The following is a 24,191-nucleotide window of genomic DNA, read 5'->3' on the forward strand; positions in this document are numbered from 1 at the left end:
GTATCACGTGGACGAACTGAGCAAAACCCTGTGTAGCAGCGGCTACGCAAAAGATAACGGCGTTTTATTTTATCACGATGCGGTCTATATCCGTGATGACACCCCCGCGCTAGCGCTGCTGGAAGTGCGTCGGGTGCTGGGACGCGCGTTTGTCCCGGTCACCCTGACGGCGGAAGCCTTCGATGAAATGCTGGCCAGGATCTGGCAGCAGAGCAGCGGGGTGTCCCAGCAACTGGTGGACGATATGGACGCCGATATCGATCTGATGGCGTTAACCGAGGAGATCCCGGACAACGAAGATCTGCTCGATAACGATGAAAACTCGCCGGTGATCCGCCTGATCAACGCCATTCTCGGCGAGGCGGTAAAAGAGGGCGCGTCGGATATTCATATTGAAACCTTCGAGCGTACGCTGAGCATTCGCTTTCGCGTCGACGGCGTGTTGCGTCCGGTGTTGCAGCCCGCGCGTAAGCTCGCGCCGCTGCTGGTTTCGCGTATCAAGGTGATGTCCCGGCTGGATATCGCGGAGAAACGTCTGCCGCAGGATGGCCGTATTTCCCTGCGCATTGGCCGTAAGGCGGTCGACGTGCGCGTATCGACCATTCCGTCCCAGTATGGTGAACGCGTGGTCATGCGTCTGCTCGATAAAAGCAATCTCAAGCCTGATATCAACAAGCTTGGGCTGATTGATGAAGAACGGGAGAAGTTACAAGGGCTGATTGACCGCCCGCACGGCATTATCCTGGTCACCGGGCCAACGGGTTCCGGTAAAAGTACCACCCTGTACGCGATTCTCTCGGCGCTGAACGGCCTTGAGCGCAACATCCTGACCGTAGAAGATCCTATTGAATACGAGCTGGAAGGGGTGGGGCAGACGCAGGTTAACCCGCGCGTGGACATGACCTTTGCCCGCGGGCTGCGCGCAATTCTGCGCCAGGACCCGGACGTGGTGATGATCGGCGAAATCCGTGACGCCGAGACGGCACAAATTGCGGTGCAGGCGTCGCTCACCGGTCACCTGGTCATGTCTACGCTGCACACCAACAGCGCCGCCGGGGCGATAACCCGCCTGCGGGATATGGGGCTGGAGTCGTTTTTAATCGGTTCATCGTTACTGGGGGTCATTGCCCAGCGTCTGGTGCGTCGGCTGTGTCCGCACTGCCGTACCACCAGTCCGCTGGATGACAATGAAAAGGCGCTGTTCAGCTTTATGGACCAGCCGCCACACGCGATTTATCGCGCGGTGGGGTGCGAACACTGTCGCCAGAGCGGCTATCAGGGGCGCGCCGGTATTCATGAGTTTCTGGTGGTCGACAGCACCCTGCGCCGCGCCATTCATGAAGATAAAGACGAAATGGCCATCGAAACCGAACTCTTTAAGCAGGCCTATAGCCTGCGTGAGAACGGGCTGCTGAAGGTGATCGGTGGCGTCACTTCGCTGGAAGAGGTGATGCGCGTCACCGCCGAGCGCGGAGGAGATGCGTAATGGCCTTCTACGCCTGGACGGCGAGGGATACCGCGGGCAAAACCCGGCGTGGCACATTGCAGGCTGAGGGGCAAAAGCAGGTCCGCCAGATGTTGCGCGAGCAAAAGCTGATGCCCGTCAGCATCAACGAAACCCGTGAGGTTGCGGCTGCCGGTAATGCGAACGCCGGGGCAAAACTCTCCACGCCGGTGCTGTCGATGTTTACCCGTCAGCTGTCGACGCTCGTCAACGCTGCGCTGCCGCTGGAGAGCGCGCTGAAGGCAATCGCGAAACAGACGGAGGACAAAAAGCTCGCGGCGATGGTAGTGGACATCCGCGAGAAGGTGGTGGAAGGGCATACGCTGTTTGAGGCTTTCAGCCAGTTTCCGCGCAGCTTCGACAAGCTCTACTGCACGCTGGTAATGGCCGGTGAAAAGACCGGCCATCTGGGCGACGTGCTGGAAAAGCTGGCCGAGTACAACGAGCAGCGTCAGAAGATGAAAAGCAAACTGACGCAGGCGATGGTCTACCCGATCACCCTGACCGTGGTGGCCATCGCGGTGATCGGCATTTTGCTGGTGGCGGTTGTGCCCCAGGTGATTGAGCAGTTCACCCATATGAAACAGCAACTGCCGATCACCACCCGCACGCTGATCGCGGTGAGTGATTTCCTGCAGGTTTACGGCCTCTATATCGTCGGCAGTCTGGCAGGCGGGATGATGGGTTTTAAGGCCTGGCTTCGAAACGCTAAAAATCGTTTTCGCTGGCACGGCTGGCTGGTGAACGGCTCGCCCGTCAAAAAGCTGGTCTGCGCCATCAACAGCGCCCGCTATATCCGTACCCTGAGCATTTTGCAGGCCAGTAGCGTGCCGCTGCTGGAGGGGATGTATATCGCGATGGACGGGATCGAAAACCGGTATGCCCGGCAGGTGCTGGAGCAGGCGGCGGATACCGTGCGCCAGGGTGCATCGCTTTATGCGGCTCTGGAGCAGGCGAAATTATTCCCGCCGACCATGCTGTATATGATTGCCTCCGGGGAAGAGAGTGGGGAATTAGGCCATTTAATGGACCGCGCGGCGGAAAACCAGGAATCGGCATTACAGCATCGTATTACGTTAACGTTGTCGGTATTTGAACCGGCACTGGTGGTATCTATGGCGACGATTGTTTTATTCATCGTCCTGTCAATATTACAACCGCTTCTGCAACTTAATAATATGGTAGGTTAAATCATGGCTATAAAACGTAAACACCTGGCTCGCCAGGCGGGCTTCACCTTGCTCGAATTAATGGTGGTTATTGTTATTCTCGGCGTACTCGCGAGTATGGTGGTACCCAATTTAATGGGTAATAAAGAAAAAGCGGATACCCAAAAAGCGACCAGCGATATCGTCGCGCTCGAAGGCTCGCTGGATATGTATAAGCTGGATAATCACCGCTATCCCACCACCGAGCAGGGCTTGCAGGCGCTGGTCACGAAGCCAGAGATTGCGCCCATTCCCAACGGCTACCGTGCGGACGGTTATATCCGCCGCCTGCCGCAGGACCCGTGGGGCGGGGATTATATTCTGGTCAGCCCGGGTGAACACGGTGCCGTAGACGTTTTCTCCGCAGGTCCGGATGGCGAAGCCAATACCGCCGATGATATTACAAACTGGTCTCTGGATAAGAAAGAGAAATAATGAAACGTCAACGCGGCTTTACGTTGCTGGAAATTATTCTGGCGCTGGTGATATTTGCCAGCTGCGCCATGATGGTGGTTTCAACAATACCCTCACGCAGCGGTGCGGATATATTTGGTCAGCAATTAAAAGCCCTCGTTGATTATGGTTCAGACCGGGCAGTGATGGACGGAAATATCGTGGGGTTGGTTATGACCGCGGATAAATACCGGCTGGTGACGCTCGAGGATAAAAACGGTGAACGTCACTGGGTGTCGTTATCCGCGGGGCGGATAACGACCCGGGGTGATTTCCCGCCGGAGATGCACGTCTCGCTCACGCCGCAGCGTCTCGCCGCCACGGTGACATCCGAACCGCAGGTGTTATTTCTGCCGGACGGTGAAATCAGCCGCTTTACGCTGGCGCTGCAAAGCCGCGACAACGCGCACCATTTCCGCGTGGTGTCGCAAGGCGCGGCCCCTGTAACGGTAGAAAACGATGGCTAACGGCAAGAGAAAGCAAAAGGGGATGACGCTGCTGGAGGTGATGGTCGCGCTGGTCATCTTCTCCACCGCCGCACTGGCGCTGATGAACTCGGTCTCCCTGAACGTGCGTTTCACCCACGGGCTGGCCGATACATTGCAGGCCAGCTGGGTCGCCGAAAATCAACTGGCGGAGGCGCAGCTCAACAGACGTGATTTTCCTGACGCTGAAGCGCAGGGGGCAGAGGTCATGGGCGGGCGCAGCTGGGCCTGGCGAAAGCAGCGCGTAAAAACCGCGTCTAACGGCTGGGCGAATGCCATCCGCGTCTATGCAGAAGGCGATGAAAGCCAGCCGGTTATTTCACTGCAGGTTATCGCGCCGGGAGAGGAACCGTGAAGAAAATCCGACGCCAGCGGGGATTTACCCTGCTGGAGATCATGATTGCGCTGACCATTTTTGCGGTGATCAGCACCCTGGCCTGGCAAATCCTCGACGGGGCGATGCGCACCAGTTCGGCGACGGAGGCCAGCGCGGCAAAGCTCAATCAGCTTCAGCGTGCCTGGAGCCTGATGGAGCGCGATTTCTATCAGCTTCAGGCGCGTGCGCCGCGCAACGAGCCGGATACATTTCGTCAGGGGGATGACGGCCTTGAGCTGACCACGCTGAACGGCGTGAGCGGAACCGTACAGCTGGAGCACGTGCGCTGGCGGCTGGAAGAGGGGCGACTGTACCGGGATGTCTGGCCGGTGATTGACAGCCCGGCGGATGCCAGACCCGATGCGGTGCCGATCGTTGGCGAGGTGAAATCCCTGCAGTGGCGTTTTTACCGTCAGGGCTGGCAAAAAAGCTGGAACGACCCGGCACATCTGCCGGATGGCGTCGAGCTGACGCTGACGATGGAAAACGGGGAAACCTGGCGCTGGGTGTTTACGACGCCGGGCGATATCCCCGAGGCCGCCGCGCCAGCGCCCGCAGACGCACCTGCCGCGCCACCTGCAGCGGAAGCGACATCATGAAGGCTTTACGTAAACAGAAAGGCGTCGCGCTGCTGGTGGTACTGATCCTGCTGGTCATGATGTCGGCGCTGGCTGCCAGAATCAGCCAGCAGTTCTGCCGCAATCTGCAGAAAACCCATTACCAGGTGAGTCAGCAGCAGCTGCGCTGGGCCATGCAGGCTCAGGAGAAGGTGGTCAAAGATCGTCTGCAGAGCGACGCCAGCGGTGAGAGTAAAGCTCTTACCCTGCAGGGTGACTGGCATCAGCCGCTGGAGACCCGGGGTGACGATTACACGGTGGTCAGCCAGGTGGAAGACGCCCAGGACTGCTTCAACGTGAATAACCTGCTGGCGGCCGATGACATCGCGCAGGGGCAAAATGCGCCCGCGGTGCCGGAAAAACCGCGAAAAGAGCAGATTGTTGAGCAACTCCTGACCGGGAGTGGCCTCAGCCAGTCCACAGCGCACGAGGTTTACTCGCAGCTGGTGGACTATCTGGATGGCGATACCACCACGGCCAGCGAGGGGGCGGAGAGCGATGCCTGGGCGGGCGTGGTGCCCCCCCGGCAGCCCGCAAACCAGATGATGCGCACGATCGCTGAGATCACGCTGCTGCCGGCATTTCCGGCAACGGCATACCGGAAGGTGAGCACGCTGCTGTGTGCCTTACCGGATACCGCCAGCAAGGTGGATGTGAACACCCTGAAACCGGAACAGGCCGCCTTACTGGCCGCCATGTTCCCCGGAAAAATAACGCAAGACGATGCCGTTCGCCTGATTGAATCGCGTCCTGAAACCGGCTGGGAAAATATGGAAACCTTCAGCAACGCGCTGGAGCAGGCCTTCCCGCAGGTGAAAGACGACCTTCCGCAGGTGGCCGGACAACTCTCCACCCAAAGCCGGTACTTCCGCGTTAACTATACCGGCAACACCGATGCGCTAACGCTTCGCGTGGTAAGCCAGCTTCAGGTCAATAACGAAGCCGGTGAGATCGTGACGTGGCAACGTCGTTACCGAATGATTGAATAAGAAAAGCAGATGGCTATGAAACAGGTACTTTTTGTTCGTCCCGACAGCCGTGAGGGCGGGAAAATAATGTGGTGTGCTTCCGGCAGCCAGCAGGTTGACGTTGTGGAGCGCCTTGACGCGCTGGCAGACCATCCTCTCGCGGCCCGGGTCTGTTTACTGTTGCCTGCGGGCAACATGATCTTCCGTCATTTTACGTTGCCGAAAAAAGTTGCCTCTCAGACGGCGGCGTTCTCGTGGCTGGCGGAAGAGACGCTCATTGGCGAGGTGGACAACCTTCACTGGACGGTGCTTCACAAAAAGGGGGCCAACGTTGACGCGGTGGCGATTGATACCGATGTTCTGCGCGGGTGGTTAGCCCGTTGCCAGGAGGCCGGTTTGAAGGTGATTCAGGCGCTGCCGGATGCCTGGCTGCTGCCGGTGACGGCAGGAGGAAGCACGCTGGTTGCCCTGGATGACCGCTACTGGCTGCGCCTGTCGCCCCATGTCGCCAGCGAAATGGAGGCCAGCCTGCTGCCGCTGCTGATGCAAAAAACCCCAGACGGTGACGTGTGCTGTTACGGCGAACCGCCAGCCGGTGTCGGGGTGGATCTTCTGCACCCGTGGCAGCATCCGCTGGTGTTGATCCAGCCTCAGTGGCAATCCTGTCGTGTCACCCTCCTGCACGGTGAATTCAGCCCGAAGGCAGGGAAAGGCAGCGCGTCTAAAGGAATAAAAATCGCGATGGCGGCGGCGGGCCTGCTGTCTCTCGGGCTGTTGCTGGGCCCGCGGATCGCGATGGCCTGGATGCTGGTACAGCAGGAAAATCAGGTTCAGCAGGAGATCGTTCAGGTTTATCAGCACCATTTTCCCAGCATGCGCCAGCAGACCAATATCAAATACCACTTTGGTCAAAACATGAAAAAGCAGCACAAAGGGATATTCCTGCAGCTGGATGATCTTGAGCAAGCCAGGCAGGCCGTACCCGCACTTGAGATCTCCCTGCTTGAGTACGATGCGCAACAAAATGCGCTGACCCTGAGCGTCAGTGCGCAAAGCCAGGCCGCGCTGCAGTCGTTTGTGGAGAAAACAGGGGAGCATTTTGATTTCACCCTACAGCCTGTTTCTACCACTGCACCTTATACCGCCATGATCGCAGGGAAATATAAATGAAAGAGCGAATCACGAAGCTTACGTCGCGTTATCAACAATACAGCATCCGGGAGAAATATATTTTCAAAACCGGTGCCGTTGCCCTCCTGGCCGCGGCTGTTTATTACGCGGGCATGATGCCACTGGATAATATGATTCAAAATAGCAAATCAACGCTGACCCGACAAAAAGAGACGCTGAACTGGATGCGCAGAGAAATAGATAAACACCACCTTCCGGTGATGATCATTAAAACGGATAACCCGCGCACGGTGGTGGAGAACAGCGCTCATGAAATTAACCTTTCCCTGACGGAGGTGCGTCAGGACGGGCAAACCTTATCGTTCGTGGTGAACCGCGTAAACGTGTATGAATTAAAAAACTGGCTGCGGGAAATCAACCAGACCTCCGGCGTCAGGCTGCAAAAAATGAACCTTATACCGGTCGATCACCTCAGTGACGTGAAAGCCGAAGTGCAGCTCACCTGGCGCAAAACCGCATGAACACCGTTGCGCTGATGCGGGAAATCTACCCGGTGGGGTTCCCGGTGATGAGTGCGATCCTGGGCAGCATGGTGGGCAGTTTTCTGGGGGTTGTCGCCGAGCGCGTGCCGGGCATGGTGATGGAGGAGGAAGGCGCGGGCAACTTGCTGTTTCCGGCCTCTCACTGCCCGGTGTGCCAGCATGATCTTGCGGCCTGGGAGAATATCCCGCTGGTCAGCTGGCTAGTATTGCGCGGGCGCTGCAGGCAGTGCGGCACGGCCATCCCGCTGCGCTTATTGATGCTCGAAATCGTCACCGCGCTCTTTTTTGGCCTCACCGCCTTGTGCATTCCGGGCGAACCGGCGTTGTTCTCACTGTGGTTGCTGGCCGCGTTTCTGCTGCCGCTGGCGATGATTGACTGGCAGCATCAGCTGCTCCCTGACTGTCTGACCCAGCCGTTGCTGTGGGCAGGACTGTTGTTACACCTCGTTGACCACACGCTGCCGCTTAAGGATGCGCTGGTGGGGGCGGTGGCTGGCTACCTTTCGCTCTGGTCTCTCTACTGGGCATTTCGTCTGCTTACCGGACGAGAAGGATTAGGCTATGGCGATTTTAAACTTCTGGCGGCGTTAGGCGCCTGGTGCGGCTTGCAGGCACTGCCCACCCTGGAATTGATTGCCGCGTTAAGCGGTATTGTCGGATATTTCGCGACAACACATGCGAACAAAAATAACCGCATTATTTCTTTCGGTCCTTATTTAGCTTTTGCCGGCATGACGGTTTTTGTTTATCAGGTTGCCTGTTCCACATTCTGAATACACCGGTCAAGTTTTTTTAGTGATTTTTTCGATTGGGGAATGAAAGGAATACAATATTTATTCAGCGTATCGTTAAAGACATAAGCTTCACAGAATTCGAGCTTGTATCTTTTAATGGAGGAATACAGCGCGCCACAGAAATAGCGGTTAACGATTATTGCTTAAGTTGAAATTCAAAGTCTGTAAAAAACTATTCCATGTTTTAAAGGAAGACATGGGTCATTAACGTTTACAAATAAATTTATCAGGAAATAAAAATGAAATTTATGAAGCCTAAATATCTGGCGCTTTTCGTTGCAGCGGCGTCCAGCTCTGCCTTCGCGGCGGCGCCAGGTACGCCAACCCTCAGCAGTGGCAATGATAAGTTTGCGATTGTTGAAGTTGACCAGGCAGCGCAAGACTATAACAGCCTTGTGAAAGTCCATGATGGCGCGGATGTGAAAGTTGAGTGGAACGTCTGGAGCGGCGATGCGCCAACCTCGGCGAAAGTGCTTCTGGATGGTCAGGCCGTGTGGAGTGGCGCCGCAAGCGCCTCCGGATCAGCCACCTTCAAAGTGAAAAAGGGCGGACGCTATCAGGAGCAGGTTGAACTCTGTAACGCCAGCGGGTGTTCTAAAAGTGCCAGCAAACTGATCATCGTGGCGGACACGGACGGGAGCCATCTGCTGCCGCTGAACACCACCCTGAAGGAAAATAATAAAACTTTCTCTCAACATACGGACAAAGTGGTGGGTGCCTATTTCCCTGAGTGGGGCGTCTATGGGCGTGAGTTCCCGGTGGATAAAATCCCTGCGGCGAACCTGAACCACATTTTGTACGGTTTCATTCCGATCTGTGGTGGTGATGGCATCAACGACGGGTTAAAAACGGTTGAGAACGGCAACAGCTTCGCCGCGCTGCAGCGCGCCTGTGCGGGCCGTCAGGATTACACCGTGGCCATTCACGATCCGTGGGCGGCATTGCAAAAACCGCAGGCTGGCGTGACCAACTGGGACGACCCCTACAAAGGTAACTTTGGTCAGTTGATGGCGCTGAAAAAAGCCCATCCGGATCTGAAAGTGCTGCCTTCCATTGGCGGCTGGACGATGTCCGATCCGTTCTTCCAGATGCATGATTCAGCGATCCGCGCGCGCTTCGTCTCTTCCGTGAAAGAGTTCCTGAAAACCTGGAAATTCTTCGACGGGGTTGATATTGACTGGGAATTCCCGGGGGGTGGTGGCGTGTCGGAAAATCTTGGCAACCCTGCTCAGGACAAAGCCACCTATACCGCGGTGATGCACGATCTGCGCGCGATGCTGAACGAGCTGTCAGCAGAAACGGGCCGTACGTACGAACTGACCACCGCCATTGGTTCCGGTAAAGACAAAATTGAAGACGTGGATTACACCACGGCGCAGCAGTATCTCGACCACATCTTCCTGATGAGCTACGACTTCTACGGCGGCTGGAGCAATACTGATCTCGGCCACCAGGCGGCGTTGCACGGCGCGGAGTGGAAACCGGACACCAACTACACCACTGAAAACGGCGTGAACGCGCTGCTGGAGCAGGGCGTGCAGCCGGGCAAGATTGTTGTGGGGGCGGGCATGTACGGTCGCGGCTGGACCGGCGTTCATGGTTACACCGGCGACAATCCGTTCACCGGTACGGCAACGGGCGCGGTCAAAGGCACCTGGGAACCGGGCGTGGTTGACTACCGTCAGATTGCGAACGAGTACAAAGGCAAGCCAGGCTGGGAATACAAATACGATGCCGCGGCAGAAGCGCCGTATCTGTTCAATAAAGCCACCGGCGATCTGATTACCTATGAAGACGCGCGTTCTACCACGGCAAAAGGTAAGTATGTGCTGGCGAAAAACCTGGGCGGTCTGTTCTCCTGGTCCATCGACTCGGACAATGGCGACATCCTCAATGCGATGAACGAAAGCCTGTTGGGCGGCGGTTCAACGCCGGTTGATCCCGTTGTCACCAACCATGCGCCGATCGCTGCGGCTGCCGACCAGACCGTGACCGGGCCTGTTACCGTCACCCTCGATGGCTCTGCGTCTGGCGATCCGGACGGCGACGCCATTACCTATAAGTGGACCCAGATTTCCGGTCCAGCCGTGACCCTTACCAACAGCACGAAAGCCAAAGCCTCCTTCGGCGCGGCGGCAGTGACTCAGAACCAGACGCTCTCTTTCCGCCTGACGGTGAAAGATGCGAAAGGCCTGACGAACGCCATTGATGTTCAGGTCGTGAACAAAGCACCTAAAGCGAACCAGGCACCGGTGGTCAACCCGATGGAAAGCATCACGCTGCAGGCGGGTGAAACCTATGCCCTGCATGCGCAGGCGGCCGATCCGGATGGTGACGCGCTGACCTATGCCTGGAGCGTGCCGGCGGACATGAACGCAACCGGTACTGACACCGCGAACGTGAATATCACCGCACCGGCTGTTGCTTCCGATTCCACCTACACCCTGAGCGTGGTGGTCAGCGACGGTAAAACCAGCGTTCAATCGAACGTGCAGGTTATTGTCACGCCAAAAGCAGCCGATGAGGTCACGCCGCCATCTGACGAGGTAACACCACCAGCCGATGAGGTCACGCCGCCATCTGACGAGGTGACACCACCTGCCGATGAGGTCACGCCACCTTCTGATGAAGGCTCTGCCACCGGCAGTTGTGATGCACCTGTTGATGCCAATGCCAGCCAGTACCCGGCCTGGAGTGCGAGCAAAATTTACAACAGTGGTGACACCGTGAGCGCCGACAACCTGGTGTGGAAAGCGAAGTACTGGACACAGGGCAATAAACCTGGCTTTGACGCGGATGCGTGGGAGCTGGTCAGCCAGGTGAAAATGAACTGGCGTTCAGATGTGGTTTACAACGGTGGCGATACGACCACCTACCAGGGGTATGTCTACCGTGCGAAATGGTGGACCCGTGGTGATAAACCAGGTAACAGCGATGTATGGGTGAAAGAAGGCGCGTCAGCAGACTGCAAATAACCTTCTTAGCCTGAGGTTGCGGGTTTGATATCGCCTGCAATCGTTGACCACACCCCGTTTCGGGTGTGGTCAACCCCTTCCGGAATAAGACAGCGTGCGCAAGGAGAAGGATCGTCAGTAAATAAACAGGTAATGAGATGAAACGCTTTTTATTGTTATTGCTTATTTTAAGTCAGAGTGCGGCAGCAAATTGCTGGGATAAAGCGGCGCATTATTATCATGTCGATCCGTATTTATTATATGCCATTGCGCAGGTGGAATCCGGTATGAATCCGAATGCCGTGGGGTGGAATCAGGATGGCTCGCGGGATGTGGGATTAATGCAGATTAACAGCACGCATTTCAGCGAACTGCAGCGCCAGGGCATTGATGAGAACCGGCTTGTGACCGAGCCCTGCACCTCCATTATGGTGGGCGCGTCAATACTGTCGACGATGATCAACGTATATGGCTATAACTGGGAAGCCGTCGGGGCTTATAACGCGGGAGTGAAAAAAGAGAATTATTCAAAGCGTATGAATTATGCCCGCAAGGTCTGGGCGAAATATCAGGAGATAAAACCTCGTTCCTCTTATTAATTCTGCTTTTTGTTTTTTGAAGCGTACCCAGAGGTGCGCTTCAGAAAATGAAAAATTACCGCACTCTTTGGTTTATTTATTAAGGGAATAATACATAAACCGTGATTGCATTAACCCTTGTTGCTATATATAGGATGAGTTGAAATGACCAAAAGGACCTTACTGAGCGTGCTCGTTGCGGGTGCATGCATTGCGCCTTTCATGGCACAGGCTGCGACGCTGCAGGCAACCACCAGCGAGCCGTTCACCCTGAAAGCCAGCGATCTGGCGAAGAAAGAACAGGAACTGACTAACTTTCCACTGATGGCGTCGGTTAAAGACACCATTCGTACGCTGGATAATGCCCAGGTTGAGCTGATTGAGCCAGGCCGTGCAGCGAACCCGGATAACGTTAAACGCGTTGAAGGCATTGTGAAGGCCAGCGACTGGGAATACCTTTTCCCGATGCGAGCGCAGTCCTACACCTACAGTAACTTTCTGAAAGCGGTGGGCAAATTCCCGGCGCTGTGTAAGACCTACAACGACGGCCGTGACAGCGACGCCATCTGCCGTAAAGAGCTGGCCACCATGTTTGCCCACTTCGCACAGGAAACCGGTGGCCACGAAAGCTGGCGTCCGGAAGCCGAATGGCGTCAGGCGCTGGTTCACGTTCGCGAAATGGGCTGGACCGAAGGGCAGAAAGGCGGTTACAACGGCGAATGTAATCCTGATATCTGGCAGGGACAAACCTGGCCGTGCGGCAAAGACAAAGACGGCGATTTCGTGAGTTACTTTGGCCGTGGGGCTAAACAGCTGTCTTATAACTACAACTACGGTCCGTTCTCTGAAGCGATGTTCGGCACTGTCCGCACGCTGCTCGACAAGCCGGAGCTGGTGGCTGACACCTGGCTGAACCTGGCAAGCGCCATCTTCTTCTTCGCCTATCCGCAGCCGCCGAAACCGAGCATGCTGCAGGTTATCGACGGCACCTGGCAGCCAAACGATCATGACAAAGCCAACGGCCTGGTTCCGGGCTTCGGCGTGACCACCCAGATCATTAACGGTGGCGTAGAGTGTGGCGGCCCGACTGAGATTGCCCAGTCTGAAAACCGTATCAAGTACTACAAAGAGTTTGCGAAGTACCTGAAAGTGCCTGTCCCGGCAAATGAAGTCCTCGGCTGTGCCAACATGAAGCAGTTCGATGAAGGCGGCGCCGGTGCGCTGAAGATTTACTGGGAGCAGGACTGGGGATGGAGTGCCGATACGCCAGACGGTAAAACGTATTCCTGCCAGCTGGTCGGTTATCAGACGCCGTTCAGCGCCTTTAAAGAGGGTGACTACACGAACTGCGTGAAGAAATTCTATAACGTCAACATTATCAACGATGACGGTTCCGCCGTGACGCCGGACGAGCATCCGGTCACTCCGGCACCGACGCCATCGGAAGATGAAACCCCGGCACCGGCACCGGTTCCGGACGAAACGCCGGCAGAACCGACCGTGGTGAACCACGCCCCGGTCGCGCAGATTGCGGGCCCAATCGGTGCGGTGGAAGCGGGCGCGCAGGTATCCCTGAGCGCAGAAGGATCCACTGACCAGGACGGCAACACGCTGACCTACACCTGGCGTTCACAGGATGGCCAGACGGTCACCGGTGAAGACAAGGCGGTGGTGACCTTTACCGCGCCAGAGTCTGCGACGGCTCAACAGTACGAAGTCAGCCTGACCGTGAGCGATGGCGAGCTGAGCAGCACCACTTCCTATCTGCTGAACGTTAAAGCGAAAGCCACGACGCCGTCTGAAAACGACGGTACTTCAGGTGCTTACGCCGCGTGGAGCGCGAACAGCAAGTACAAGGCAGGCGATATCGTGAATAACCACGGTAAACTGTTCCAGTGCAAACCGTTCCCGTACAGCGGCTGGTGTAACAATGCCCCGGCGTACTACGAGCCAGGCGCGGGTCTGGCGTGGTCAGACGCCTGGACGGCACTGTAAAACAAAACGGCAACCTTCGGGTTGCCGTTTTCGTCTCTGTTCTCTGAGATGAGCGCACTCAACTAGCGATGTAATTTACCGTGGTCACGCAACCAGGCGGCAGTACGCACAATCCCTTCATCCAGGGAGACAATCGGCTTATACCCCAGTTCGTTCTCTGCGCGGGTGATATCCAGCGTAAAATCAAAGTTGAGCTTTGACACACCGTAGTGCGTCAACGCAGGCTCTTTCGCCGATTTACTCCCAAGACGCTCCATACTGCGGGCAATCATATCCAGCATCGGGTAGGGCACGGAACGAATACGGCAGTCGATTTGCAACTCGTCAATCAACCTTTGCACGATGCTGCGCAGCGTGCAGGGCTCACCGTTGGTGATATTATACGCGCGACCGGAAATCAGGGTATCGCAGTCTGGCTGGCTTGCCAGCCACATGGCGTGGACCGCATTTTCGTAGTACGTCATATCCACCATCGCATCGCCACCGCGGGGCAGCAGCACGCTGCCGTAGTGGTGCATCATCTGCGCCAGACGCGGGATAAACACTTTGTCATGCGGGCCGAACAGGCTCTGAGGACGCAATACGGTAAAACGGGTGTGCGGGTTCGACTGCGCCAGCAGATCGATCACCTCTTCGCTGGCCGCTTTACTGCGGGCAAACTCACAGGCAAAGCGCGCCGGGCGAAAATCTTCCTGCACGTCGCGGTGATGGTGATAGTCGAAATAGAGAGACGGGGAGGAGATATGAATAAAGTTACGCACGCCCCAGGCCACGGCCCATTCACCCAGACGACGGGTGGCACGCACGTTGGCGAGGTCAAAAGCTTCCTGGGTGCCCCACGGGGAGGTAAAACTGGAGCAGTGCCACAGCGTATCAATACCGGCCAGCATCACCTTGGCCTGAGAGGAGACCAGCTCCGTCAGGTCGGCATGGACAAACTCTGCGCCCATTTTTTGCAGCAGTTTACCCATCGCTTCGTTGCGACCGGTGGCCCTGACGCTGATGCCTTTGTTGCGCAGAAACTCGACCGCATTTCGGCCTAAGCCGCTGGTCGCCCCGGTAACCAGTACCTTCATATCAATCCACTGTGTTGAAAAAGAATTTCGTGCGCATTCTTTCGTGAATTACGGCGGGTTGCAATGGGAAAGGTGAAAGAATAAGAGTTTTATTGAGTTATTTTCGTCTTTTGTTCTGCCAGCTGCGCGATACGTTTCGCCATTCCGCGAAAGATAAACAGGTGAGCGGGGATCATTAACAACCAGTAGAAAAGCCCCGGCATACCGTGCGGGTGCCACCAGGCACGAACGTCCAGTTCACGATGGTCGCCTTTGTCTTTTAGCGTAAAGCACAACCGTCCCAGACCGGGCGCTTTCATGCCAAACAGCAGCGCCAGCTGTTTTTCGGGCTCGACGATAATTACCTTCCAGCTGTCAACCGTATCGCCTACCGCAAGATACGGGTGCGCAGGACGGCCTTTCGCCAGCCTGTGTCCTACCAGCAGATCCAGTGCGCCACGGGTTTGCCAGAGGATATTGCCGAAGAAATAGCGTTCTTTGCCGCCAATCTGATTCACCACCTCCCACAGGTCCGCCAGACTGGCCGGGGTGTTCACCGTGCAGCCCGCCTGTTTAGGAAAGTAACCGTACTCAGGCCGCCAGCGGGCAAACGCCTGGGCGTCGTAGCCCCAGTCGCTGGAGTTCATCAGCTGTTCCTCTTCCTTGAGCGTATTGCGTACCGCATCATCGAAACGGATCAGCGTCTGGGGGATCAGCGCACGCAACGCGCGATCGTCGGCCAGCAGATCGTGTTTGAGCCCCTGGATCAGCGCTTTTGCGGTCGTCGGCGGCACGGACGTAATGACGGTTAAAAACCACACCGAGATCCAGCGGGTAGGGAAGGGAATGGGGATCAGCCAGCGTCGGCGGCCGCTGACGCGCATAAAATGTTCGAACTGTTGCTGGTAGCTCAGCACTTCCGGGCCGGCAGCCTCAAGCACGCGGTGTTGCTCAGCCGGATGGTCCAGCAGGGCCACCAGATAATGGCGTAAATTTTCCAGCGCAATCGGCGTGGTGCGCGATCGCACCCAGCGCGGCGGGGTAAGCACCGGCAGGTTGTACACCATGTCGCGCATCACTTCGAACGCGGCGGAGCCGGCCCCGACGATGATCCCCGCCCGCAGTTCGGTGACGGGAATATTGGCGCCGCGCAGGGTTTCAGCCGTGAGCTGACGGGCGCGAAGATGATCGGACTGCTCGTTAGCAGGCGCCTGCAGCGAGCTTAAAAAAATCACCTGCTTCACCGGTGTGCGCAACAGCGCGTCGCGGACGTTCATCGCCACCTGACGTTCATGGGCGATAAAATCGCCCCCTTCGCCCATGCTGTGAACAAGGTAGTAAAGCGTGTCGACCCCTTCCAGTAACGCCGGCAGCGTCGTGGGCCAGTTGAGATCGACGTTGTGACAGGTCACCCCGGGCAGGTGCAGTTTTTGCAGACGCTCCGTGTTGCGTGCCACGGCCAGCACCTGATGTCCCTGCTGACTTAACGCAGTGGTGAGATGCTGACCGATATACCCACTGGCACCGAGTACCAGAATACGTTGCGGCACGCTCTGCTCCTTAGCGCTGTAAAAACGCCTGCCAGTGTTTCACCACGTCTGCCAGCTGCTGACGATTAACGTCCAGGTGCATAACCAGGCGTACCACCGGCGAGGCGTTGATCAACACGCCACGGGCTTTCATAAACTCACCCAGTGCGGCAGCGTGCTCTTCGCCCACGCGAATGAACAGCATGTTGGTATCGTGGCGCATAACGTCTGCACCAATCTCGCGTAGCTGTGCGGCCATCCACGCGGCGTTTTCATGGTCGTCTTTCAGGCGGGCCACGTTGTTTTTCAGGGCGTACAGTCCGGCTGCTGCCAGAATACCGGCCTGGCGCATCCCGCCGCCGGTCATCTTACGCCAGCGGACCGCGCGTTTGATGTAGTCCGCATTGCCCACCAGCAGCGAGCCAACGGGCGTCCCCAGCCCTTTAGACAGGCAAATAGTGAACGAATCGCAATACTGCGCGATGTCTTTCAGCTCGCAGCCATACTCCACCACGGCGTTAAAGATGCGCGCGCCGTCCACGTGCAGCCCGAGTTTGCGCTCGCGGGTGAATTCCCACGCTGCTTTCAGGTACTCGCGCGGCAGCACTTTGCCGTTGTGGGTGTTTTCCAGACTGAGCAGCCTGGTGCGGGCGAAATGCACATCATCGACTTTGATTTTCGCCGCGACCTTGTCGAGCGGCAGGGTGCCGTCCGGGGCGGCATCAATCGGCTGAGGCTGAATGCTGCCCAGTACCGCCGCACCGCCTGCTTCGTACAGGTAATTGTGCGCGCCCTGACCGGCAATATACTCTTCACCGCGTTCGCAGTGGCTGAGCAACGCCACCAGGTTGGCCTGGGTGCCGGATGGCAGAAACAGGGCGGCCTCTTTACCGCTTAGCTCGGCGGCATAACGCTGCAGCGCATTCACCGTTGGATCGTCACCGTAGACGTCGTCCCCGACCGGGGCGGCCATCATCTCTTCGAGCATGGCGCGACCCGGACGGGTAACGGTATCACTGCGTAAATCAATCATTTCACATCCCTTTAATTTAAGAGGTTATGTGAAATGTTTTACCTGAGCCAGTTGGTTTTTGCCAGTTCGATTACCTCATCACCGCGTCCGCTGATGATCGCGCGCAGCATATAGAGGCTGAATCCTTTGGCCTGCTCGAGTTTAATCTGCGGTGGGATCGCCAGCTCTTCTTTCGCCACCACCACATCCACCAGTACCGGACCGTCGATGGAGAAGGCGCACTGCAGGGCTTCATCGACTTCTGAGGCTTTCTCTACGCGAATACCCGTGATGCCGCAGGCTTCAGCGATGCGCGCGAAGTTGGTGTCGTGCAGCTCGGTGCCGTCCGTCAGATAGCCACCTGCCTTCATCTCCATCGCCACAAAGCCCAGCACGCTGTTGTTAAAGACCACGATTTTCAGCGGGAGCTTCATCTGCACAACCGACAGGAAATCGCCCATTAGCATGCTGAACCCGCCGTCGCCGCACATCGCCACCACCTGACGCTCTGGTGCGGTGGCCTTGGCCCCCAGCGCATGCGGCATGGCGTTGGCCATCGAACCGTGGTTGAACGACCCCAGCAGACGGCGTTTGCCGTTCATCTTCAGATAGCGTGCCGCCCAGACGGTCGGGGTGCCCACGTCGCAGGTAAAGATGGCGTCGTCGTCCGCGAAATGGCTAATTTGCTGCGCCAGATACTGGGGATGAATGGCTTTGTCGCTCGGTTTGGCAAGATCGTCCAGTCCTTTGCGTGCATCGCGGTAATCACTGAGGGCTTTGTCGAGGAACTTCCGGTCGGTTTTTTCTTCCACCAGCGGCAGCAGGGCTGCGAGGGTGGATTTGATGTCTCCTACCAGCGCCATATCGACTTTACTGTGGGCACCAATACTGCCCGGGTTAATATCAATCTGAATGATTTTGGCATCCGTCGGGTAAAACGCGCGGTACGGGAATTGGGTGCCGAGCAGGATCAGCGTGTCGGCATTCATCATGGTGTGGAAACCGCTGGAAAAACCGATCAGTCCGGTCATGCCCACGTCATACGGATTGTCATATTCGACGTGCTCTTTGCCGCGCAGGGCGTGAACAATCGGGGATTTTAACTTGCCGGCAAATTCCACCAGCTCTTTGTGCGCGCCTGCACAGCCACTGCCGCACATCAGGGCGATATTGCTGGAGTAACGCAGCAGCTGCGCGAGCTTTTTGAGCTCTTCTTCAGCCGGCGTGATGACAGGCTGTGGGGCGTGATACCAGTGCGAACTGGCACCTTCAGGCGCGGCCTTCAGCGCCACGTCACCGGGAATAACGACCACCGAAACACCGCGGTTAAGCACGGCTTTGCGCATTGCAATGGCCAGAACCTGAGGGATCTGTTCTGGTGAGGAAACTAATTCGCAATAGTGGCTGCATTCACGGAACAGCTCCTGAGGATGCGTCTCCTGAAAATAGCCGCTACCGATTTCGGAAGAAGGGATGTGCGCGGCAATCGCCAGGACCGGTACGTGATTGCGGTGGCAGTCAAACAGGCCGTTGATCAAGTGAAGGTTGCCCGGTCCGCACGATCCGGCGCAGACGGCCAGTTCACCCGTCACCTGCGCTTCCGCCCCAGCCGCGAAGGCGGCAACCTCTTCATGACGGGTTGGCATCCATTCAATGGTTTTCATCTTATTGAGGCTATCGCTCAGCCCGTTCAGGGAGTCGCCGGTTACGCCCCAGATGCGCTTTACGCCTGCCTGCTCGAGGGTTTTTGCTATGTATGCAGCCACGGTTTGTTTCATGGGTGTCCATCTCCTTTAAGTGATATCGCTTACAAGCTTAGAAGAAAGTCACTGTATTGCCGCGCTTTCCCCCTTATTAAAAGGTGCTTTTCACCCGCAATGATTCGGCATAATCTGGTCATCACACAGATGAAAACAGGAATCATTTCAAATGGTTAAATCATTGTTAATTGCTGTTAATGAAAAGCTATCGTGCGACGATGCCGGCAAACTCTTGTTACGACTTGCCGTCGGTGGGCTGATGCTTTTTCACGGTTTACACAAGTTATTGGGTGGCGTGGGGTTCATCAGCGGCATGCTGGTGGAAAAAGGATTACCGGGGTTTATCGCCTACGGCGTGCTCATTGGCGAAGTGGTGGCGCCTGTCCTGATTATCGTGGGGCTTTTTACGCGCCCGGCGGCACTGGTGCTGGCGTTTACCATGATTGTGGCGTGGCTGATGGTCGGGACGGGGGAAACCTTTGCGCTGGACGCGGTAGGTGCCTGGGCGATTGAGAGCCTGGTGTACTTCTTTATCGGTGCGCTGGCGGTAGCATGTTTAGGCGCTGGGCGTTTTGCGTTGGGGAAAGCGCCGGTCTGGCGGTAGGCGTACTAACCGGGGGTAAACGCGAGCGCTTACCCCCGTCATTCGCTACGCCAGCACAAGATCGCCCTGTGGATGACACGAGCACGCCAGCACGTATCCGTCGGCAATTTCTGCCTCGGTCAGCGTCATGGTGCTCGTCACGGTGTACTCACCGGAGACCACTTTGGTCTTGCAGCAGCCACACACGCCAGCACGGCATGCTGCCACCACCGGCACATTGTTGCTTTCCAGCGCGTCCAGTAGCGTGGTGCCGACCCGGCCAAAGAAAGTCTGAGCAGGTTGCAGCCTGGTGAACGTAATTCCGCTGGTTGCCGCTTCCGCGACCGGGGTGAAGAACTGCTCTTTGAAGAAGCGGGTCACGCCCAGCGCTTTCACGTCCTGCTCAACGATATCCATATACGGCGCCGGCCCACAGGTCATCACGGTACGATCCGCGAGATCCGGGACGCTTTGCAGCAGTTCACGGCTCAGACGTCCGGCGACAAAACCGTGGGTTGCGTTATGTTCCGCCACCAGCGTCACCGGATAGTTACGCCACTCTTCGGCAAAGATCACATCTTCCGGCGAGCGCACGCTGAAGATCACCTGAACATCAGCCTGCGGACGGTTTTTCGCCAGCCAGCGACGCATTGACATGATCGGCGTGACGCCGCACCCGGCGGCCAGCAGCAGGAATTTATCTTCCGCTTTATCGTCACAGGTGAAATCCCCGTGTGCGTCCGACAGCCAGAGGTAATCCCCGCGCTTCACGTCCCGGGTCAGCCACTGCGAGCCTGCACCATCATCGATACGGCGGATAGTGAGCGTGATGTACTCGCTCACGCCCGGCGTTGAGGAGATCGTGTAGGCGCGCAGCGTGTCCGCTGAGTTGCGGACACTGACCAGCGCATACTGACCTGCACGGTACGGATAGTAGTCATGGCACAGCAGGGACAGCGTCCACACATCCGGCGTCTCCTGATGGATGTGATGAACCTGCATCCGCCACGGACATTGTGAGGTTGGCATGGTCATGAATAACTCCTTACGCGCTCAGCAGCTGCTGCATATCTTCTTCTACAGTGGTCACGGAACGCAGACCAAACTTCTCGTTCAGCACGGCCAGCAGATCCGGTGTGAGGAAGCCGGGTGCGGTGGGGCCAGTCACAATGTTGGTCACGCCGAGAGAGAGCAGGGTCAGCAGGATGACAATCGCTTTCTGTTCAAACCAGGAGAGCACCAGCGACAGCGGCAGATCGTTGACGCCGCAGCCCAGTTTTTCCGCCAGCGTGACGGCCAGAATGATGGCAGAGTAGGCATCGTTACACTGACCCGCATCGACCAGACGTGGCAAACCTTCAATGTTGCCGAAGTCCAGCTTGTTGAAACGGTATTTACCGCACGCCAGCGTCAGGATCAGGCAATCTTCCGGTACGCTGGTGGCGAAATCGGTGAAGTAGTTACGCTCACCGCGCGCGCCGTCACAGCCGCCAATCAGGAAGATATGGCGCAGTTTTTCACGGCTCACGAGGTCAATCAGTGAATCCGCGGCACCGAGCAGGGTTTCACGACCAAAGCCGACGGTGATCAGATGTTCGATTTCGCTGTACGGGAAGCCACCCATCTGCTGCGCCTGGGCGATGACCGGGCCGAAATCATCCCCTTCCAGGTGGCTCACACCCGGCCAGCCAACGATGCTGCGGGTCCAGATGCGGTCGTCATACGCGCCAACGGTGGGGTCGATGATGCAGTTAGAGGTCATCACGATGGGGCCCGGGAAACGGGCGAACTCAACCTGCTGGTTCTGCCAGCCGCTGCCGTAGTTCCCGACCAGGTGTTTAAATTTACGCAGTTCCGGGTAGCCGTGTGCGGGCAGCATTTCGCCGTGGGTATAGACGTTAACGCCCGTGCCTTCGGTCTGCTTCAGCAGGTTATAGAGGTCTTTCAGGTCATGGCCGGAGATCAGGATGCACTTGCCTTCGGTCGCTTTAACGTTAACCTGCGTCGGCGTCGGGTGGCCGTAGGTGCGGGTTTCACCGGCATCCAGAATACGCATCACGTTGAAGTTCATCTGGCCGATTTCCATTGAACATTCGAGCAGCGGATTCATCTCGGCAGGCCAGGTACCCAGCCACGCCATGATTTTGTGGTACTGAGCATAGATAGCGTTATCGTACTGGCCCAGAACGTGCGCGTGTTCCATATAGGCCGCGGCCCCTTTCAGGCCGTACAGGCAGAGCAGACGCAGGCCGAGAATGTTCTCGCCAATCGCCGCTTTATCTTTGTTGGGGGTGAATTCTGCTGCCTGACGCTGCAGCTCGCCCAGGTCGTCGCTCACCAGCTGCAGGTCTGCCATTGGGTTTTCTACCCGTGCGTTGGCATCGGCGCTCAGGCACTGCGCTTTCAGCGCTTCACGCAGCGCAATTGCTTCGCGGGCATAGCCGACGATGCGCGGGGAATCAAAGTTAACGTTAGTCAGCGTGGAGAAAAAGGCGCGGGGGGCGAAACTGTCTACATAGTGGTCAATAATGCCATATTCGCGGGCCTTGAATGCCCATGCGGAAAGGCCTTGCAGGGCGGCAATCAGCAGATCCTGCAGGTCTGATGTTTCTGCGGTTTTGCCGCACATACCTTGCGCATAAGAGCAGCCATTGCCTGCCGGGGTACGGATGGTTTGTTCACATTGCACACAAAACATAATCACACCTGTTAAAGTTATATTTGATATACATGTTTGAGATTATGCCTGTGACTGAACGGTGAAAAGGGCTTTCTTCTACAAAATAGAGGGAGATTGATTTAGCGCAATTTTGGCGGCAGAAAGTCTACCGCCAGAGGAGTATCAGGCGGAGAAAAACGCCATCAGAACGGGAACCAGCAGGCTCAAAATAAAGCCGTGTACGATGGCGGCAGGCACCATCTCCAGCCCACCTGAACGCTGCAGAACCGGCAGGGTAAAGTCCATCGACGTGGCGCCACACAGACCCAGTGCGGTCGAGCGACTGCGGCGCACCAGGCCCGGGATCAGCATAATGGCAATTAATTCTCGCGCCAGGTCGTTAAAGAAGGCGGCGCTCCCGATGACCGGACCGAACGATTCGGTCAGCAGAATACCGGAAAGGGAATACCAGCCAAATCCGGAGGCCATTGCCAGACCGGTTTTTAACGGCAGGCCGAGAATAAAAGCGTTAATCACGCCCGCCACCAGTGAGCTAATGACGACGATAACCGCGACGATCATTCCACGGCGATTCAGGACAATCTGTTTCAACGTCATGCCATTATTTCGCAGCTGAATACCGATAAGGAACAGCAGGAAAATGAGGGTATATTCACTGGCTTCCGTCGCGTGCTGTAAAAAATTCCATCCGCTTAACCCAAGAACAAACCCCAGCACCACGACGCCGCATAATTTTAAAGATTCCAGCGCCATTGCAATTCGTGACGGCAGTTTTTCCTGATGGTGGTGATTTTTCCACGGAATAGTTCGCTCAAGCCAGAAAAGTGCGGCAATATTGCACAGCAAAATAACGGCGCAGGTGACGACAGAATAATGCAGGATCGCCAGCAGATTGGTGGCCAGATTATCCAGAAACGCCAGGCTTATCCCCATAAAGAAAAGAATGACGTAGACAATCCAGCTCAGAAAACGGTTGATAAGCCGTAACGCGGATTCGCGATGTAGCGGGATAAGGTAGCCCACAATCAGAGGCAGCAGAATGATGAGGAGTCCTGAAAACATGAACAACGGGTCCTTGTGAATATCTGTTAAGCGCCAGAGACACTACCCAATAAACGTTGTCAGGTAAAGGAGCAACAAAAAAGCCGGGTGGCAGCAACGCCTGACCCGGCCTGAGTGTTGTCATGCAGCTCGGGTAAGCGTAAGTGCTACCCGACTGCACACGCAATTAATCGCGTTTTTCCAGCAGGGTGCGATACAGCACGCCGCCCAGAATACCGCCGATGATTGGCATTACCCAGAACAGCCACAGCTGCTCAAGCGCCCAGCCGCCCTGGAAAATAGCGACGGCAGTACTGCGCGCCGGGTTTACGGAGGTGTTGGTGACCGGAATAGAGATCAGGTGGATAAGCGTCAGCGCCAGACCAATGGCAATAGGTGCAAAGCCCGCCGGGGCGTGTTTGTCGGTTGCGCCGTGGATCACCAGCAGGAAGCCTGCGGTCAGCACAATTTCAATCACGATGGCAGAGAGCATGGAGTAACCGCCAGGGGAGTGTTCGCCGAAACCGTTTGAGGCGAAGCCGCTTGCGGCGGCGTCAAAGCCGGCTTTACCGCTGGCAATAACGTACAGAACCGCTGCAGCAATAATCCCGCCAACAACCTGGGCCACAATATAACCAATGACTTCTTTAGCAGGGAAACGACCGCCCGCCCATAAACCTAATGTCACCGCCGGGTTAAAATGACCACCGGAAATATGACCCACGGCAAACGCCATGGTTAATACGGTTAAACCGAATGCCAGCGCAACGCCGACAAAACCAATACCTAATTCCGGAAATGCTGCTGCCAGAACGGCGCTACCGCAGCCACCAAACACCAGCCAGAATGTACCAAAGCATTCTGCTGCTAATTTTCTAAACATAACCACCTCAATAATAAACTTCACACGCGTTCCTGCGTGCGGG

22 protein-coding genes are annotated in these 24,191 nt (G+C 56.6%); 14 read left to right on the forward strand and 8 right to left on the reverse strand.

Annotated elements, in window-relative coordinates; all coding sequences use genetic code 11:
• Positions 1 to 7: 7 nt before the first annotated feature.
• From gspE to HV242_RS07230, 13 genes are all read left to right on the forward strand, one after another.
• Positions 8 to 1,486 carry a type II secretion system ATPase GspE gene (gene gspE / locus HV242_RS07170; protein ID WP_050736565.1) on the forward strand — a complete coding sequence of 493 codons (1,479 nt, stop codon included), beginning with the start codon at positions 8 to 10 and terminating at the stop codon, positions 1,484 to 1,486.
• Positions 1,486 to 2,694: a type II secretion system inner membrane protein GspF gene (gene gspF, locus HV242_RS07175; protein WP_032677772.1), complete on the forward strand. Its 1,209-nt coding sequence runs from the start codon at positions 1,486 to 1,488 to the stop codon at positions 2,692 to 2,694. Before gspE ends, gspF begins: the two co-directional genes overlap by 1 nt.
• A 3-nt stretch (positions 2,695 to 2,697) precedes the next feature.
• Positions 2,698 to 3,147 (forward strand): type II secretion system major pseudopilin GspG, encoded by a 450-nt coding sequence (gene gspG, locus HV242_RS07180; RefSeq protein ID WP_014169334.1) that lies wholly within the window; start codon positions 2,698 to 2,700, stop codon positions 3,145 to 3,147.
• Positions 3,147 to 3,632 (forward strand): type II secretion system minor pseudopilin GspH, encoded by a 486-nt coding sequence (gspH, locus tag HV242_RS07185; RefSeq protein ID WP_014169335.1) that lies wholly within the window; start codon positions 3,147 to 3,149, stop codon positions 3,630 to 3,632. Before gspG ends, gspH begins: the two co-directional genes overlap by 1 nt.
• Positions 3,625 to 4,005 carry a type II secretion system minor pseudopilin GspI gene (gene gspI, locus HV242_RS07190; RefSeq protein ID WP_044868487.1) on the forward strand — a complete coding sequence of 127 codons (381 nt, stop codon included), beginning with the start codon at positions 3,625 to 3,627 and terminating at the stop codon, positions 4,003 to 4,005. Before gspH ends, gspI begins: the two co-directional genes overlap by 8 nt.
• Positions 4,002 to 4,625: a type II secretion system minor pseudopilin GspJ gene (gene gspJ / locus HV242_RS07195; protein ID WP_050736566.1), complete on the forward strand. Its 624-nt coding sequence runs from the start codon at positions 4,002 to 4,004 to the stop codon at positions 4,623 to 4,625. Before gspI ends, gspJ begins: the two co-directional genes overlap by 4 nt.
• Positions 4,622 to 5,632: a type II secretion system minor pseudopilin GspK gene (gspK, locus tag HV242_RS07200; RefSeq protein WP_050736567.1), complete on the forward strand. Its 1,011-nt coding sequence runs from the start codon at positions 4,622 to 4,624 to the stop codon at positions 5,630 to 5,632. The genes gspJ and gspK overlap by 4 nt, the downstream gene beginning before the upstream one ends.
• A 15-nt stretch (positions 5,633 to 5,647) precedes the next feature.
• A complete protein-coding gene (gene gspL, locus HV242_RS07205) occupies positions 5,648 to 6,781 on the forward strand; it encodes a type II secretion system protein GspL (protein ID WP_063858363.1) in 1,134 nt (377 codons plus the stop codon).
• Positions 6,778 to 7,263, forward strand: a complete 486-nt coding sequence (gene gspM / locus HV242_RS07210; RefSeq protein WP_063858325.1) for a type II secretion system protein GspM — start codon at positions 6,778 to 6,780, stop codon at positions 7,261 to 7,263. The genes gspL and gspM overlap by 4 nt, the downstream gene beginning before the upstream one ends.
• Entirely contained in the window at positions 7,260 to 8,057 is a 798-nt protein-coding gene (locus tag HV242_RS07215) for a prepilin peptidase (RefSeq protein ID WP_063858324.1), read from the forward strand. Before gspM ends, HV242_RS07215 begins: the two co-directional genes overlap by 4 nt.
• A gap of 260 nt (positions 8,058 to 8,317) precedes the next feature.
• Positions 8,318 to 11,053 (forward strand): glycosyl hydrolase family 18 protein, encoded by a 2,736-nt coding sequence (locus tag HV242_RS07220; protein ID WP_032681347.1) that lies wholly within the window; start codon positions 8,318 to 8,320, stop codon positions 11,051 to 11,053.
• Positions 11,054 to 11,190: 137 nt separating this feature from the next.
• Entirely contained in the window at positions 11,191 to 11,631 is a 441-nt protein-coding gene (gene iagB, locus HV242_RS07225; protein ID WP_020884847.1) for a type III secretion system invasion protein IagB, read from the forward strand.
• Between the two features lie 144 nt (positions 11,632 to 11,775).
• Positions 11,776 to 13,605: a chitinase gene (locus HV242_RS07230; RefSeq protein WP_063858321.1), complete on the forward strand. Its 1,830-nt coding sequence runs from the start codon at positions 11,776 to 11,778 to the stop codon at positions 13,603 to 13,605.
• Between the two features lie 62 nt (positions 13,606 to 13,667).
• Here HV242_RS07230 and HV242_RS07235 read toward each other — a convergent pair whose 3' ends face one another.
• From HV242_RS07235 to poxB, 4 genes are all read right to left on the reverse strand, one after another.
• Complete coding sequence (locus HV242_RS07235) at positions 13,668 to 14,681, reverse strand: NAD-dependent epimerase/dehydratase family protein (RefSeq protein WP_020884845.1); 1,014 nt, start codon at positions 14,679 to 14,681, stop codon at positions 13,668 to 13,670.
• Positions 14,682 to 14,770: 89 nt separating this feature from the next.
• The gene (locus HV242_RS07240; protein ID WP_040017040.1) at positions 14,771 to 16,210 is read right to left on the reverse strand and encodes an SDR family oxidoreductase; all 1,440 of its coding nucleotides are present in this window, start codon (positions 16,208 to 16,210) and stop codon (positions 14,771 to 14,773) included.
• Between the two features lie 10 nt (positions 16,211 to 16,220).
• Positions 16,221 to 17,222, reverse strand: coding sequence for a low-specificity L-threonine aldolase (gene ltaE, locus HV242_RS07245; protein ID WP_020884843.1), 1,002 nt, complete (start codon positions 17,220 to 17,222; stop codon positions 16,221 to 16,223).
• A 38-nt stretch (positions 17,223 to 17,260) separates the two neighbouring features.
• A complete protein-coding gene (gene poxB / locus HV242_RS07250; protein ID WP_063858320.1) occupies positions 17,261 to 18,979 on the reverse strand; it encodes a ubiquinone-dependent pyruvate dehydrogenase in 1,719 nt (572 codons plus the stop codon).
• Positions 18,980 to 19,130: 151 nt separating this feature from the next.
• Between poxB and HV242_RS07255 the strand changes: the two genes are divergently transcribed.
• A complete protein-coding gene (locus HV242_RS07255) occupies positions 19,131 to 19,565 on the forward strand; it encodes a DoxX family protein (protein ID WP_032677784.1) in 435 nt (144 codons plus the stop codon).
• 45 nt (positions 19,566 to 19,610) lie between these two features.
• Here the strand turns inward: HV242_RS07255 and hcr are convergent, their stop codons facing one another.
• The 4 genes from hcr to aqpZ form a co-directional block, all read right to left on the reverse strand.
• A complete protein-coding gene (gene hcr, locus HV242_RS07260; protein WP_014169350.1) occupies positions 19,611 to 20,579 on the reverse strand; it encodes an NADH oxidoreductase in 969 nt (322 codons plus the stop codon).
• Positions 20,580 to 20,589: 10 nt separating this feature from the next.
• Complete coding sequence (gene hcp / locus HV242_RS07265) at positions 20,590 to 22,242, reverse strand: hydroxylamine reductase (RefSeq protein WP_032677785.1); 1,653 nt, start codon at positions 22,240 to 22,242, stop codon at positions 20,590 to 20,592.
• Positions 22,243 to 22,386: 144 nt separating this feature from the next.
• Positions 22,387 to 23,286 carry a LysO family transporter gene (locus HV242_RS07270; RefSeq protein ID WP_020884841.1) on the reverse strand — a complete coding sequence of 300 codons (900 nt, stop codon included), beginning with the start codon at positions 23,284 to 23,286 and terminating at the stop codon, positions 22,387 to 22,389.
• Positions 23,287 to 23,452: 166 nt separating this feature from the next.
• Positions 23,453 to 24,148: an aquaporin Z gene (gene aqpZ / locus HV242_RS07275; RefSeq protein WP_025204573.1), complete on the reverse strand. Its 696-nt coding sequence runs from the start codon at positions 24,146 to 24,148 to the stop codon at positions 23,453 to 23,455.
• Positions 24,149 to 24,191 lie beyond the last annotated feature (43 nt).

Origin of the sequence: Enterobacter sp. RHBSTW-00593, assembly GCF_013784105.1 — a bacterium.
Lineage (GTDB): Bacteria > Pseudomonadota > Gammaproteobacteria > Enterobacterales > Enterobacteriaceae > Enterobacter > Enterobacter ludwigii.